The sequence below is a fragment of the Bradyrhizobium sp. 33ap4 genome (genome assembly GCF_032654765.1).
GTDB classification, from domain to species: Bacteria; Pseudomonadota; Alphaproteobacteria; order Rhizobiales; family Xanthobacteraceae; genus Bradyrhizobium; species Bradyrhizobium australafricanum.
Window position 1 is genome coordinate 46,249 of record NZ_JAUMTJ010000011.1, and the last position, 12,767, is coordinate 59,015.

12 protein-coding genes are annotated in these 12,767 nt (G+C 64.7%); 2 read left to right on the forward strand and 10 right to left on the reverse strand.

The features are described from left to right. Nucleotides 1-62 precede the first annotated feature (62 nt). Nucleotides 63-383 (forward strand): ribbon-helix-helix domain-containing protein, encoded by a 321-nt coding sequence (locus tag Q2M23_RS10710; protein WP_057016638.1) that lies wholly within the window; start codon nucleotides 63-65, stop codon nucleotides 381-383. A gap of 317 nt (nucleotides 384-700) precedes the next feature. Here Q2M23_RS10710 and Q2M23_RS10715 read toward each other — a convergent pair whose 3' ends face one another. Genes Q2M23_RS10715 through Q2M23_RS10730 form a run of 4 tightly spaced genes read right to left on the reverse strand, consistent with a single transcriptional unit; the run spans nucleotide 701 to nucleotide 3,605 of the window. Then, nucleotides 701-2,269, reverse strand: coding sequence for a GMC family oxidoreductase (locus Q2M23_RS10715; RefSeq protein WP_316395518.1), 1,569 nt, complete (start codon nucleotides 2,267-2,269; stop codon nucleotides 701-703). A gap of 17 nt (nucleotides 2,270-2,286) precedes the next feature. Next, nucleotides 2,287-2,835 (reverse strand): gluconate 2-dehydrogenase subunit 3 family protein, encoded by a 549-nt coding sequence (locus Q2M23_RS10720; RefSeq protein WP_316395519.1) that lies wholly within the window; start codon nucleotides 2,833-2,835, stop codon nucleotides 2,287-2,289. A 53-nt stretch (nucleotides 2,836-2,888) separates the two neighbouring features. Continuing rightward, entirely contained in the window at nucleotides 2,889-3,284 is a 396-nt protein-coding gene (locus Q2M23_RS10725) for a VOC family protein (RefSeq protein ID WP_253624900.1), read from the reverse strand. Then, nucleotides 3,285-3,605 carry a c-type cytochrome gene (locus Q2M23_RS10730; RefSeq protein WP_316395578.1) on the reverse strand — a complete coding sequence of 107 codons (321 nt, stop codon included), beginning with the start codon at nucleotides 3,603-3,605 and terminating at the stop codon, nucleotides 3,285-3,287. Nucleotides 3,606-3,995: 390 nt separating this feature from the next. On the opposite strand from Q2M23_RS10730, the gene Q2M23_RS10735 reads away from it, so the two are divergent. Next, nucleotides 3,996-4,295: a hypothetical protein gene (locus tag Q2M23_RS10735; protein WP_057016634.1), complete on the forward strand. Its 300-nt coding sequence runs from the start codon at nucleotides 3,996-3,998 to the stop codon at nucleotides 4,293-4,295. A 264-nt stretch (nucleotides 4,296-4,559) separates the two neighbouring features. Here the strand turns inward: Q2M23_RS10735 and arfB are convergent, their stop codons facing one another. The 6 genes from arfB to ileS all read right to left on the reverse strand — a co-directional run bounded on the left by arfB (nucleotide 4,560) and on the right by ileS (nucleotide 12,569). After that, nucleotides 4,560-4,979, reverse strand: coding sequence for an alternative ribosome rescue aminoacyl-tRNA hydrolase ArfB (gene arfB / locus Q2M23_RS10740; RefSeq protein WP_057016633.1), 420 nt, complete (start codon nucleotides 4,977-4,979; stop codon nucleotides 4,560-4,562). A gap of 190 nt (nucleotides 4,980-5,169) precedes the next feature. Beyond that, on the reverse strand, nucleotides 5,170-6,534 hold the full coding sequence (locus Q2M23_RS10745; RefSeq protein ID WP_410469709.1) for a M16 family metallopeptidase: 1,365 nt from the start codon (nucleotides 6,532-6,534) through the stop codon (nucleotides 5,170-5,172). Further along, entirely contained in the window at nucleotides 6,531-7,922 is a 1,392-nt protein-coding gene (locus Q2M23_RS10750; RefSeq protein WP_194295318.1) for a M16 family metallopeptidase, read from the reverse strand. Before Q2M23_RS10750 ends, Q2M23_RS10745 begins: the two co-directional genes overlap by 4 nt. 151 nt (nucleotides 7,923-8,073) lie before the next feature. Continuing rightward, nucleotides 8,074-8,805 carry a hypothetical protein gene (locus Q2M23_RS10755; protein ID WP_076825555.1) on the reverse strand — a complete coding sequence of 244 codons (732 nt, stop codon included), beginning with the start codon at nucleotides 8,803-8,805 and terminating at the stop codon, nucleotides 8,074-8,076. A gap of 101 nt (nucleotides 8,806-8,906) precedes the next feature. Beyond that, nucleotides 8,907-9,404 (reverse strand): signal peptidase II, encoded by a 498-nt coding sequence (lspA, locus tag Q2M23_RS10760; protein WP_168856564.1) that lies wholly within the window; start codon nucleotides 9,402-9,404, stop codon nucleotides 8,907-8,909. A gap of 147 nt (nucleotides 9,405-9,551) precedes the next feature. Continuing rightward, the gene (ileS, locus tag Q2M23_RS10765) at nucleotides 9,552-12,569 is read right to left on the reverse strand and encodes an isoleucine--tRNA ligase (protein ID WP_316395520.1); all 3,018 of its coding nucleotides are present in this window, start codon (nucleotides 12,567-12,569) and stop codon (nucleotides 9,552-9,554) included. Nucleotides 12,570-12,767 lie beyond the last annotated feature (198 nt).

A 12,767-nucleotide genomic window follows, 5' to 3' on the forward strand; every position in this document is an offset into this window, starting at 1 on the left:
GTGGGGCCGCGCGCACAGGTATATCGTTTAGAAAAATTATAAGTTCTCGCCGGAGGAACGCCATGTGCCATCTTTTCGCGCATCAGCCGCAACGCGACTATGAATCGCAGACCCGATCGTTGCGGATCGACGGCCATTGCACCTCGATCCGGCTGGAAATGTCGTTCTGGGACACGCTGGAGGAGATCGCGGCCAAGGAAGGCATGACGCTGGCCAAGTTCCTCACCACCCTGCACAACGAGGTGCTCGATCATCACGGCGAGGTGAACAATTTCGCGTCGCTGCTGCGCTGCTCCTGCCTGATCTACCGCGCCAAGGCGAATGCGCCGGCGGTCGTGCCGGATTATCGCGAGACGACGGCGATCATGGATGCCGCGGAATAGATTTCGCACCGGTCCATCACGCAAAGAAGAAAGCGGCCCTGTCCAGTTGGGCAAGGCCGCTTCAGTGAAAGGGGAATTGTATTTTCTTGCTAAAGCGCAGTGGCGACCACGACGGCGCTGCGCTCCCTCGCCCGGTTCTTACGGGGAGAGGGTTGGGGTGAGGGGCCGTCTCCGCGTATCCGGTGACAGCTGCGTTTGCGGGGACTCCCCCTCACCCGGAACGCATCTAACGATGCGCTCCGACCTCTCCCCGCACGCGTCCGCACGCGGGGCGAGGTGAGGCGGAATCCGCGACTCGGTTCGAATGGTCGTCTAGTCTAGATCTCCTTGCGCTGCATCGCGCCGGCGATGTGGTCGGCCTGGCGGATCGCCAGCGACACGATCGTCAGCGTCGGGTTGCACGCTGCGCCTGACGTGAACTGGCTGCCGTCGGAAACGAACAGGTTCTTGATGTCGTGGGTCTGGCCGAAGTTGTTGACCACGCCGTCGCGCGGCTTCTCGCTCATCCGGTTGGTGCCCATGTTGTGGGTCGAGGGATAGGGCGGCGTCGGATAGGTGACGGTGGCACCGACCGCCTCATAGACCGCGGAGCCCTGCTTGTAGGCATGGTCGCGCATCGCGACGTCGTTCGGATGATCGTCGAAATGTACGCTGGCGACCGGCATGCCGAACTTGTCCTTGATCTTCGGATCCAGCGTGATGCGGTTGGTCTCCTGCGGCATGTCCTCGCCGACCAGCCACATGCCGGCCATCCGCGGATAGCCCTCGATCGCGCTGGTGAAGCTGCGTCCCCAGGCGCCGGGATTGAGGAACGCAGCCATGAAGGGCAGGCCGAGCGACAGCGTCTCCATCTCGTAGCCGCCGACGAAGCCGCGCTTCGGATCGTTCTTGGCCTCGTCGCGGATGATGCCGGCCATCGTGGTGCCGCGATACATGTGCACCGATTTCTCGAAGCCCGCATACACGCTGCCGGTCATGTGCCGCATGTAGTTGCGGCCGACCTGGCCGGATGAATTGGCGAGCCCGTCCGGGAACATGCTGGACGCGCTGTTGAGCAAGAGCCGCGGGCTCTCGATCGAGTTGCCGGCGACCGCGACGACGCGGGCCTTCTGGCGCTGCATCGCGCCCGTCGCATCGGCGTAGACCACGCCGGTGACCTTGCCGGACTGGTCGTGCTCGATCTTGATCACCATGCTGCCGGGGCGCACTTCGAGATTGCCGGTGGCTTCGCCCTTCGGGATCTCGGTGTAGAGCGTCGACCATTTGGCGCCCGACTTGCAGCCCTGGAAGCAGAAGCCGATCTGCTGGCAGGAACCGCGGCCGTCGCGCGGCTCGCTGTTGATCGCCATCCGCCCGGTGTGCACCTCCTTGTAGCCGAGCTTCCTGGCGCCGGCTTCCATCACCTTGAAGTTATTGTTGCCGGGCAGCCCTGGGATGCCGTTGGTGCGGGTGACGCCCATCTTGTCCTCGGCCTTGGCGTACCACGGCTCCATCTCGGCGAGCGTGATCGGCCAGTCGATCAGGTTGGCGCCGGGAATGGTGCCATAGGCCGACTTGATCTTGAACTCGTGCTCGTCGAAGCGCAGCGAGGCGCCCGCCCAGTGCGTGGTCGAGCCGCCGACCGCCTTCACGATCCAGGCCGGCAGGCCCGGAAAGTCCTGGTGGACGCGCCAGCTGCCCGAGGTCGAGCGCGCGTCGGACCAGGCGAGCTGGGTAAAACTGTCCCATTCATCGTTGATGAAGTCCTGGTTCTCGATGCGCGGGCCGGCCTCGAGGATCACGACCTTGACGCCCTTCTGCGCCAGTTCATTGCCGAGCGTTCCGCCGCCGGCACCGGAGCCGACGATCACCACAACGCCGCTGTCATTCAGATCGAATTTTGCCATTGTTTCCTCCCGACCCGTTAGACCTTCGGCAGCCAGTCGATATCGGCGAAGCCGCGCTTGATGTAGCCGCCATGCTCGGCCGAGGAGCCCTCGTAGCCGAACCGCGGCCACACCTCCTTGTTGTTGTAGATGGAGACGATGAGGTCGCCGCGGATCTTCTGGAAGAAGGCGCTCGGTTCGATCTGTTGCAGCAGCGCGACGCGATCGTTTTCCCAGGCGACCTCGACATAAGGCATCTTGTGGCGGTCGTTGGCCGCCTGATCGAGCCTCGTGACGCCGTCATTGATCAGCGACTTGACCGCCGGATCCTTCGCGGACTTCTCGTCATACGGCTTGACCGCTGCTATGTAGTAGCTGTCGCCGAGGAAATCGTGCGGATAGATGTCGCGCGCCATCTTCAGCAACGTCTTCATCGTGGCCGGCGTCAGCGTCGTGGCGCCTTCGGCCCACGCATCGGTGATGCCGAGCCCCGTCGAGGTCGCAATCGCGACTGCGGGTGCGGTCACGGCCGCGCCTTTGAGAAAGACACGCCGGTCATATTTGCTGCGTCGATCGATTTCTCTCATGGGTTCCTCCGTCAATTTTTATTTGTGCAATTGCCTTGTTGTCTGAGCATGCTCTAGCCGAAGCGCCCGCCGCGCTGGATCACCTCGATCTTGTAGCCGTCGGGATCGGAGACGAAGAAGAAGCGCGCCAGCGTCTTGCCCTCGTGCTTGAAGTCGCGCAGCGGCCCGGGCGACAGTTTCTCCTTCTCGAAGCGCGCGTGCTCGGCATCGACGTCATCGACGATGACGGCGAGATGGCCGTAGCCGTCGCCGAGCGTGTAGGGCTCCTTGCGATCGAAGTTGACCGTGAGCTCGACCTCGAACGGCGAGGAGGGATGGCGCAGATAGATCAGCGCGAAATCGGGAAATCTCAGGTTGTCCGCGATCTCCAGGCCAAACGCGCGCTGGTAGAAGTCGAGCGCTTTTCCTTCGTCGAACACGCGGATCATCGAATGCACGGGTTTCGCCATTCAGTTCAGCTCCTTCAGATAGGCGATGATCATGGCGCGGGTTTCCGGCTTGGCCTGCCGGTAGGCCATCACGGCGCCGGGGATCACCTCCTGCGGATTGGTCAGCCAGGCGTCGAGCCTGGCGTCGTCCCAGACGAAGTCGGCCTTGCTGAAGCCCGCGGAATATTTGAAGCGGTCGGCCTTGCCGGCGTGGCGGCCGACGACCTTATAGAGCGACGGTCCTTGCCGGACGGCATCCGACATGTTGGTGGTGTGGCAGGTCGCGCATTGCTGCTTGAACAGCGTCGCCCCATCGGGCGGCCTGGCGGCGGGCAGGGGCATCTGCGCAGCCGTCATTTGCACTGCAAGCATTGCGCTGCAAAATCCCAGCCCCAACGACCACCTTGCGCGCAGCTTTGTCATCTACATCACCGCCTCTGTGCGGTGACTGTAGGAGGCTGAAATCCGCCGTTGGTAGTAGCGGGCTGTTTCACAGCAGAACAAAGCTGGGCGGTGATCTGGCGCGGAACCGGTGGTTGCCGCATATGCGGACGACAATTTCGCAAAATGACCGCGAAATCCCTGCACGATCACCACACGACGCAGCTTGCATCTCGCGTGCGCCGTTTGCGGAAAATGCAGTCTTGCGCGATGGGGTTCAGGGTCGGCGCTGCAAACGGCGCACCACCTGCGCCGCTCCTCCATCGTCAATTAAAGTCCCAGGAGAAATGGATGACGTTTGCAAAAACCAGCGTGCTCGCCCTTGCCATCTCGGCCGCGATGGCCGGCCCCGTCCTGGCACAGGGAACGACTGCACCGGATACCCGCGGCGGTGCGCAGGGCAGAGGTACCATGCAGCAGGGCGGCGGCATGTCCGGCAGCGGCGATGAGGAAATGACGGCGCAACCTGGCGCGACGACGCAGAAGAGCGGCGCCGCCGCCAAGTCGGGCAGCAAGGGAACGGTCGGCAGCGGACGCACGGCACCGAAGTCGGGTGGTTCCGAGATGGCGCCCGCAACCAAGAAGTACTGAAGCACGAGGGCCTTCGCGGTTCTGATCAATCGGAACCAAGGCTCAGGCTTCTTGTTCTGACGCGTTCCTTCGCGCGAACCGACATCCGCTTCGCGCGAAAACGCTTCTGGTTACGCTGACCGGATCCCGGATGCAGTGCCGCGCGCGCTGCGTCCGGCGTTCCCTGGAGCATGATCCGGAAAAGTGGAAACCGGTTTTCCGAAAAGATCATGCTCAAACAAGGAGATGAGATCATGATGCGATTCCGTGGAAACGCATTATGATCTAATCGTCGAAACGGCGGGCGCCGCGCCCCGCCTTGATGTCGCTGCGGCGCTTCTTGCCCTCGAGCCGGCGCTGCTTGGAGCCGAGCGTCGGCTTGGTCGGCCGCCGCGGTGTCGGCCGCATCATCGCCTCCCTCAACATCTCGAGCAGCCGCTCGATCGCATCAGCGCGATTGCGTTCCTGGGTGCGAAAGCGGAAGGCGTGGATTACGATCACGCCTTCCTTGGTCATGCGGCTGCCGGCGAGCCGCGCCAGCCGCTGCGCGGCGTCTGCCGGCAATGCAATCTTGTTGGTGTCGAAGCGAAGCTGCGCTGCGGTCGAGACCTTGTTGACATTCTGTCCGCCCGGGCCGGAGGCGCGGACAAAGACGATCTCAATGTCGTTCTCATCGATCGTAAGGTCGCGGGACACCCGCAGCATGACATCACCCGTGGAGGGAAGAATCGGCAGGCCGCAGGATAGCGGGTTTGGATCTGCTTGGGTGGTGTTGATGCAGTGGTTGTTACGTCGGCGTCCGAGTGCGCGGCTCCCCCTTCTCCCCCCTTGCGGGGGTCCGAGGCGAGCGAAGCTCGCTCTCGGGGTTGGAGAGGGAAGGTGGCCCGCCGAAACGTCAGTTCGCCTTCGGCGGCGCCGACACCGGCTGCGCCGCGGCTTGCGGGGCGCGGCCGACGATTGCGGTGAGTAGGCCGTTGCCCCAGAGCTTTTTGGCGACCCGCTTGGCATCGTCGAGCGTCACCGCGTCGACGATGGCGTTGCGCTTCTCGATGTAATCGATCGGCAGCTTGTCGAGCTGGTATTGCAGCATCGCCTGCGCGAGCTTGGAGGAGGTGTCGAGCGCCAGCATCTGCGAGCCCTTCAGGTAGGACTTCGCCTCGTCGAGCTCCTTCTGCGTCGGACCTTCCTCGGCGATGCGGCGCACTTCCGCTTCGATCGCATCGACGGTCTCGCCGGCGCGGTCGGCGCGGGTGCCGGTATTGCCGATGAACAGCGCGGAGTGATCCATCCAGACCAGCGCTTCATAGATCGAGTAGGCCAGCCCGCGCTTCTCGCGCACTTCCTTGTAGAGCCGCGACGACAATCCGCCGCCGCCGAGAATGTGGTTCACCACATAGGTCGCCATGAAGTCCGGGTCATGCCTGGCAATGCCGGGGCCGCCGAAGGTGACGACGGTCTGCGGCACGTCGAGCGGGACGAAGGCGCGCTGCGGCGGCCTGGTCGCCACGACGTCGGGGACGGGCGTCAATTCGGCTTTCGCCGGCAGGCCACCAAAGGTCTTGTCCAGTAGCTTGCCGAGCGTATCGGGATCGACGTCGCCGACCACGGCAACGCGCAGCGTATCCTTGGCGATGATGCGGCGGGTATAGTCCTTGAGATCCGGGATCTGGATGGTCGGCACGCTGTCGAGCGTGCCGGTGGCCGTCCTGGCATAGGGATGATCGCCGAATGCGAGCTCGAGGAACTTGCGGCCGGCGAGCGAGGACGGATTGGTCGATTCGCGGCGCAGATTGGCGATCACCTGGGCGCGGATCCGTTCGACGTCCTTCGGCTCGAAGTGCGGCGAGGTCAGCGCCATCCGCAACAGGTCGTAGGCTTCGTCCTTGTTGTCCTTGAGCATGCGCAGCGAGCCGCGGAACTGATCGCGGTTCGACTGGAAACTGAGCTCGATGGCGCGGCGCTCGAGCCGCTCGTGATAGGTCTTGGAATCGAGATCGCCGGAACCCTCGTCGAGCAGGTCGGCGACCAGATTGCCGACGCCGGGCTTGCCGGGCGGATCCTGGCTGGCGCCGCCGCTGAAGGAATATTCCATTGCGATCAACGGCACGGTCGCGTCCTGCACGAACCACGCCTCGATGCCGCCCGGCGACACCAGCCGCTGGATCTTGGCCGCGGCCTGCGAGGGCGCCGACGTCAGCGTCAACAGCGCGGCGCAGGCGCCGCCGATCAGCGCCGCACGACGGGTGAGGGAATAGATCACGAGCGCTTCTCCTCGCGTTTCGGCGCAGTGTCCTTGATCAGATAGCCGGTCACCGACCGCTTCTTGTCGAGCCAGCTGGCGGCAGCAGTGCGCACCTGCTCGGCAGTGACGGCGCGAATGCGATCCGGCCAGCTGCGGATATCCTCGATGCTGAGCCCGGTGGTCAGCGCGCCGCCATACCAGCGTGCCAGTGTCGCCTGGTTATCCTGGGCGTAGATCGCCTCCGCGATGAGCTGGGTCTTGACCCGTTCGAGATCCTCGGCGCGCGCCGGGTTCTGCGCGAGGTCGGCGATCACCTTGTCGATCGCGTCCTCGATCTGCGCGAACTCGACGCCGGGTTTCGGCGTCACCGAGATCGAGAATTGCGACGGATCGAGCGAGGTGCCCTGGTAGCCGGCGCCGGCGGAGATCGCGAGGCCCTTGTCGATCACCAGCGAGCGATAGAGATAGGAATTGGCGCCGCCGCCCATCAACTGCGCGAGCACATCGAGCGCCTGGCTCTCGCCCGCTGCCGCCGTCGTCGCCGACGGCACCAGGTAATAGCGGCGCAGGCTCGGCTGCTCGACGCGCGGATCCGACAGCGTCACGGTGCGCGGCGCGGCCGGTGTCGGCTCCTGCGGCCTGACCCGCTTCTCGGGGATCGCATGCTGCGCCGGGATCGGGCCGAAGTTCTTCTCGACCAGCGGGCGGATATCCTTGACGTCGACGTCGCCGGCGATGACCAGGATGGCGTTGTTCGGCGCGTAGAAGCGCCGGTAGAAGGCGAGCGCATCCTCGCGGTCGAGCTTCTCGATCTCCTGATGCCAGCCGATCACCGGCCGGCCATAGGGATGGTTGAGATAAAGCGCGGCCATGATCTGCTCGGTCAGCCTTGCATCCGGGTTGTTGGCAACCCGCATGTTGAACTCCTCCAGCACGACATCGCGCTCCGGCAGCACGTTCTCGTCCTTGAGGATCAGGCCGGTCATGCGGTCGGCCTCGAACTCCATCATGGTGGGCAGCTGCTCGCGCGGCACGCGCTGGAAGTAGCCGGTGTAGTCGACCGAGGTGAAGGCGTTCTCATTGCCGCCGACGCGCAGCACGGTCTGCGAGAACTCGCCCGCCGGATGCTTGGCGGTGCCCTTGAACATCAGATGCTCGAGGAAATGCGCGAGGCCCGATTTGCCGGGCGTCTCGTCGGCCGAGCCGACCTTGTACCAGATCATCTGCGTGACCACGGGCGTGCGGTGGTCGGGGATCACCACGACCTGCAGGCCGTTGTCGAGCGTGAAACTGGCGGGGCGTTCCGAGGTGACGGTGGTCTGGGCGCGGAGGCTGGCACCCGGCAGCGGGATGGTGGAAACGAATGCGGCAGCGAACAGGGCGATCGATCGGCGAGAGCGCATCATGGTCCTTATGAAAGCCCGGACACCGGCCGGGGCGCGAAAGCAAGCCATCGTACGCGGTCGTTCCCGTGCCGATGGTCACGAAGCGGAGAGACACCCGCCGCCCCGCATTAAGCTTTGCTCATGTCAGCCTTCGCCCGCGCAGGCCAGGCGATCACTGCACCGGTTTTCCGGTCATGACGTCGTACTGGCCTTCTTTCGCCTTCGGCGCCTGCGGGCCGGTGCCGTAGGCATAGCCCCCGGACGGCGTCTGGTAGCCCGGCGGCGGCTCGGTCAGGGATTCGCGCGTCGGCTCACCCTTGAACGGTTTGGACTCGCTGCTGTTCCCCTTGAACATGCCGAGCAGGCCGCCGTTGTAACCGAGCTGGCTCGGCATCAGCGATGGATTGGTGCTCACGCCGGGCTCCAGCGGCTCCTTGCGCCCATCGGTGGCGGTCTGCTGCTTGCGGCCCGCCTCGATCTCGGCCGGCGTCAACGCTACCGCCGACTGCCAGGGCTCCTTCTTGACTTCCTTCTTGCGCGCCGCGATCGCAGCCTTGCGCGCCGCAATATCAGGGTCCTTCGGCCAGTTCGGCGCGTTGACCTGGGCGGTCGATGCCGGCGGGGGCAAATCCAGCTTCGGCGGCACCACCAGCGGCGAGCGCTCGCGGTAGTCGATGCCCTTGCTGGCCGCGCTCTTGGCGCCGAGCCCGGTCATCAGATTGTCGACGATCCGCTCTTCGAAGGTCAGGCCGTCGTCGCCGTCATCTTCATCGTCGCCGGCGCGCACCGGGCCGGCCGTCATGACAAGGCCGATCCCGGCTGCGACGAACGCCAGGCGCAGGCCGCGCATCAGCGACAGCCGGGACGTCTCGATCAGGTAACCGCGGGCTTTGGTGTTGCGCATTGCGCCATTCCCATCTCAAAATTCGCCAAAGCGATCACTGGCTTAGGCACAGTTCCGCTTGATACAGGTGTGGGCCGCTGACCGGCTCGTATCGGCCGGGATCAGGGCGCTTTTACGGCGGGGGTCCCCACCACGGAATCATACAATAGGGCTGCCACGCCAGCAACGATGGCCACGTCGGCAAGGTTGAAGATGTACCAATTGAAGGTTTTTCCCCCGATCTCGGCATGAAGCAGGGCAAAATCGACCACCGCGCCATAGGCGAAGCGGTCGATGCCGTTCCCGATGGCACCGCCGATGATCAGGCCGAGCGACACCGTCGCGAGCCAGGTCCGCGACCGCGCCATCCAGATCGCCAGCGCGATCACGGCCGCGGCCTTGATCACCATCAGCAGGATCTGGGCCGCCGGGGTCTCGCTCTGGAACCAGCCGAAGCTGATCCCGGGATTCCAGGCGAGCACCAGGTCGAAGAACGGCGTTACCCGCACCGGGGCGTGATGCACGATGTCGAGGACGTGGAGCAGCCAGAGCTTGGAGGCCTGGTCGGCGATCAGGGTGATGACCGCCGCAAGCACACCGGCGCGCACGGGTGGGCTCATTGCCAGCCCACCAAAGGTGTCGTCCCGGCGAAGGCCGGGACCCATACGCCGTGTCGGGTATCGTTTGAATGACTCGGGGTCATCAACCTTCGTCCATTCGAGACAGCAGTGGTTATGGGTCCCGGCCTTCGCCGGGACGACGGACAGTTAGGAGATGCTGACCTCCAGCGCCTTCCATTCGCGCAGCGCTTGCGCGTCGCGCGGCGAGACGTCGGGATATTCGCCGTCCTCGCCCACCGTCGGAAGGATCTTCCACGAACGGGCGCATTTGGTGCCGACCGCCTTCTCGACCACGACGGCAACGCCAGGCACGGCGTCGAGGCGGAAGGCGTTCGCCGGCGCCTCGCCCTCGCGCACCTCGTAGTTCGAGGTGATGCAGACTTCGGCGAGATCGATATCGAACAGCGTGGCCAGCATCTCCCTGTCAGCGACGTAGATCACCGGCGATGCCTCGAGCGAGGAGCCGATCCGCTTGGCGGCGCGTTCGAGTTCGAGCGCGCCGGTGACGACGCGGCGGACGTTGCGGACCATCTCCCACTTCGCGGCAAGCGCGTCGTCTTGGAACTGCTCGAGACCTTCGGGAAACAGCGTCAGATGCACCGAAGGCTCGGCGTTCGGCCGATACATCCGCCAGGCTTCGTCGGTGGTGAAGCTGAGGATCGGCGCCAGCCATTTCAGGATCGCGTCGCAGAGCAGATCGATCGTGGTCAGCGCCGCCTTGCGCGCCACCGAGGACGGCGGATCGCAATACAGCGTGTCCTTTCGGATGTCGAAGTAGAACGCCGACAGCTCGGAGTTCATGAAGGCCGCGAGGCTTGCGACCACGGTCTTGTAGTCGAAGTGGGCATAGGCCTTGCGGATGGTCTCGGTGTGGCCGGCGAGCTCGTGCAGCATCAGCCGCTCGAGTTCGGGCATCTCGGCAAAGGCGACCTTCTCGCTCGGCTTGAAATGATGCAGCGTGCCGAGCATCCAGCGGATCGAGTTGCGCAGCTTGCGGTAGGTCTCGATGGTGTTCTTGAGGATCTCCGGGCCGATGCGCTGGTCGTCGGCATAGTCGGTGGCGCAGACCCACAGGCGCAGGATGTCCGCGCCGGAATCCTTGATCACCTTCTGCGGCTCGACGGTGTTGCCGAGCGACTTCGACATCTTGCGGCCGTTCTCGTCGAGCGTGAAGCCGTGGGTCAGCACGATGTCATAAGGCGCGCGGCCGCGCGTGCCGGCGCTTTCCAGCAGCGACGAGTGGAACCAGCCGCGATGCTGGTCGCTGCCTTCGAGATACATCACGGTGTCGTTGCCGCCATCGACCTTGCGGACGATGTTGCCGAGCTGCGGGAAGTTCTGGCGGTCTTCCAGCACGAAGGCGTGCGTGGAGCCGGAATCGAACCAGACGTCGCAGATGTCGTCGACCTTCTTCCAGTTCTCGGACGCGCGGCTGCCAAGGAAGCGCTCGCGGGCGCCGTCCATGTACCAGGCGTCGGCGCCTTCCTCCATGAACGCCTCGGTGATGCGCTGGTTGACGACCTCGTCCTGCAGGATCTCGGCCGAGCCGTCGCTGTTCTCCGTCACGAACACGGCGATCGGCACGCCCCAGGCGCGCTGCCGCGAGATCACCCAGTCGGGACGGTTGGCGATCATGCCGTTGATGCGGTTCTCGCCTGCCGGCGGCACCCATTGCGTGACCGAGATCGCGTGCAGCGCGCGGGCGCGCAGCGTGTCGCCCTTCCTGGCATGGCCGTTCTCGGCGATGGGCTTGTCCATCGCGATGAACCATTGCGGCGTGTTGCGGAAGATCACCGGCTTCTTGGAGCGCCAGGAGTGCGGATACTGGTGCTTGAGGCGGCCGCGCGCGAGCAGCTTGCCGGCCTCGATCAGCGCCTTGATCACGGCCTCGTTGGCATCGCCCTTCTCGCCCTTGTCGTTGAGCACGCGTTTGCCGGTGAAGCCCGGCGCCTGCGCGGTGTAGGCGCCGTTCTCGTCGACCGTATACGGGATCGCCGTCGGGATGCCGCGCGCATCGAGCTCGCGGGTGTTGGCCGTCCAGACGTCGAAGTCCTCGCGGCCGTGGCTCGGCGCGGTGTGCACGAAGCCGGTGCCGGTGTCGTCGGTGACATGCTCGCCGGCCAGCAGCGGCACGATGAATTCGTAGCCGCCACCGAAGCCGCGCAGCGGATGGGCGCATTCCACGGCGTCCAGCGTGTCGCCGGGAATATCGCGGACCTTCTCATAGGACGTGACGCGGGCCTGCTTGAACACCTCGGCGGCAAGCGCGTCGGCCAGGATCAGGAGATCGCCGGTCTTGGCCCAATTGTCCGCCGGCGCATCCGTCACCTTGTAGAGGCCATAGGCGATCTTCGGCGAAAACGAGACGGCGCGGTTGCCGGGCAGCGTCCACGGCGTGGTGGTCCAGATCACGACCGAGGCATTGGCCAGCGCGCCATGCGCCGGCGAGGTGACCGGGAATTTCACCCACACCATGTCGGAGGTGTAGTCCTCGTATTCGACCTCGGCTTCGGCCAGCGCGGTCTTCTCGACCACGCTCCACATCACCGGCTTGGAGCCGCGATAGAGCGTGCCGTTGGCGGCGAACTTCATCAGCTCGCGGGCGATCTGGGCCTCGGCCGGATAGCTCATCGTCTGGTAGGGATGGTCCCAGTCGCCGATGATGCCGAGCCGCTTGAACTCCTCGCGCTGCACGTTGATCCAGTGCGTCGCATAGGCACGGCATTCCTTGCGGAACGCGACCATCGCCGCCGAGTCGCGGAAGTCGGGCTTCTGCTTGCCCTTGGAGCGGTAGTTCTCCTCCTCGATCTTCCATTCGATCGGCAGGCCGTGGCAGTCCCAGCCCGGCACGTAGTTGGAGTCGAAGCCGAGCATCTGCTGGCTCTTGGTCACGACGTCCTTGAGGATCTTGTTCAGCGCGTGCCCGATATGGATGTTGCCGTTGGCGTAGGGCGGGCCGTCATGCAGCACGAATTTGGCGCGGCCCTCGGCTTCCCGGCGGAGCTTGTCGTAGAGGCCGATGTCGTTCCAGTATTTCAGGATTTCCGGCTCGCGCTGGGGCAGGCCGGCGCGCATCGGGAAATCCGTCTGCGGCAGGTAAAGGGTCTTGGAATAGTCCCTAACGTCAGTCTTTTGGGCGTCGGTCTTTTGCGGCTTGTCGGACATGAAAGCTCTGATTTGGCAGGTGCGGGCGCGGATACGCGATCAATCGCGGGTGAAACGGCGAAGTCCCGGTCTTGCGCCGAGCCTTCAGGCTCAGGCGGAAGCCGGGCCGCTAATCCGTATGATGCGCCGCGAAAACATGGGGTTTCCATAGCAGCCGGACGGGGAAATCGCAAAGCCCCCGGTGGCTCGCAGGGCCGC

What these genes read in the sequence shown, in the direction of transcription:
- Q2M23_RS10720 (WP_316395519.1), bottom strand. Translation starts at nt 2,835, where the DNA reads ATGAGAGAAATCGATCGACGCAGCAAATATGACCGGCGTGTCTTTCTC.
- Q2M23_RS10710 (WP_057016638.1), top strand. Translation starts at nt 63, where the DNA reads ATGTGCCATCTTTTCGCGCATCAGCCGCAACGCGACTATGAATCGCAG.
- Q2M23_RS10730 (WP_316395578.1), bottom strand. Translation starts at nt 3,605, where the DNA reads ATGCCCCTGCCCGCCGCCAGGCCGCCCGATGGGGCGACGCTGTTCAAG.
- Q2M23_RS10725 (WP_253624900.1), bottom strand. Translation starts at nt 3,284, where the DNA reads ATGGCGAAACCCGTGCATTCGATGATCCGCGTGTTCGACGAAGGAAAA.
- lspA (WP_168856564.1), bottom strand. Translation starts at nt 9,404, where the DNA reads ATGAGCCCACCCGTGCGCGCCGGTGTGCTTGCGGCGGTCATCACCCTG.
- Q2M23_RS10750 (WP_194295318.1), bottom strand. Translation starts at nt 7,922, where the DNA reads ATGATGCGCTCTCGCCGATCGATCGCCCTGTTCGCTGCCGCATTCGTT.
- Q2M23_RS10735 (WP_057016634.1), top strand. Translation starts at nt 3,996, where the DNA reads ATGACGTTTGCAAAAACCAGCGTGCTCGCCCTTGCCATCTCGGCCGCG.
- ileS (WP_316395520.1), bottom strand. Translation starts at nt 12,569, where the DNA reads ATGTCCGACAAGCCGCAAAAGACCGACGCCCAAAAGACTGACGTTAGG.
- Q2M23_RS10755 (WP_076825555.1), bottom strand. Translation starts at nt 8,805, where the DNA reads ATGCGCAACACCAAAGCCCGCGGTTACCTGATCGAGACGTCCCGGCTG.
- Q2M23_RS10715 (WP_316395518.1), bottom strand. Translation starts at nt 2,269, where the DNA reads ATGGCAAAATTCGATCTGAATGACAGCGGCGTTGTGGTGATCGTCGGC.
- arfB (WP_057016633.1), bottom strand. Translation starts at nt 4,979, where the DNA reads ATGCTGCGGGTGTCCCGCGACCTTACGATCGATGAGAACGACATTGAG.